Raw genomic sequence first — 833 nt, 5'->3', positions numbered from 1 at the left:
GGACGGGGTCGGCGGCGCGGCCGCGGGCGCGGTGGCGATGCTGGTCGTGGCGTGGGTGGCGGGCAGCGTCCTCGCGGCGTCGTCCTCCACCGGCCTGAACCAGGCGATCCGTGACTCGAAGGTGCTCGGCGCCGTGCAGGACACGATGCCGTCGGCGACCCCGGGCTGGTTCTCGCGGGCCACCGGGGCGCTCACCTCGGCGGGCTTCCCGCAGGTCTTCGACCCCTTCGCCCACGAGCCGTCGGCGCAGGTCGCGGAGCCGTCCGGGGACAGCGTGACGGCGGACGCGACCCGCAGCGCGCAGCGCAGCACCGTCAAGGTGGAGGGCGCCGCGGGCAGCCAGGGCCGCGAGGGCAGCGGCTTCGTGTACGCCTCCGAGCACGTCATGACCAACGCCCACGTGGTGGCGGGCATCGACGACCCGACGGTCCGGGTGGGCGGGGTCGGCCGCGGCCTCGACGCCGAGGTGGTGCTGTTCGACCCGGACAAGGACGTGGCGGTGCTGTACGTGCCGGGCCTCGACGCCCCGGCGCTGCGCTTCGACGACGGCGCCGGGCGCGGCGACGCGGCGGTCGTCGCGGGCTACCCGCAGGACGGCGGCCTGGACCTGCAGGCGGCCACGGTCGCCGACCGGATCCGGGCCGGCGGCCAGGACATCTACGGTTCCGGGAACGTCACGCGCGAGATCTACTCGATCCGTTCCACGGTGCTCCCCGGCAACTCGGGCGGCCCCCTGCTGACCACCTCCGGCGAGGTTTACGGCGTGGTGTTCGCCCGGTCCACGACGGACGCGGGGACGGGTTACGTGCTGACGGCGGACGAGGTCGCCGGGG

At 75.5% G+C, this 833-nt stretch carries 1 protein-coding gene; it reads left to right on the top strand.

The features are described 5' to 3' along the window. The coding region (locus G3I40_RS10905) for a MarP family serine protease (protein ID WP_164301961.1) at window positions 1-833 on the top strand (833 nt) is incomplete at both ends.

Source organism: Streptomyces sp. SID14478, from assembly GCF_010548525.1.
GTDB lineage: Bacteria > Actinomycetota > Actinomycetes > Streptomycetales > Streptomycetaceae > Streptomyces.
The sequence above is the reverse complement of the archived record's forward strand: the minus strand, read 5'-3'. Positions and strand labels throughout refer to the sequence as shown.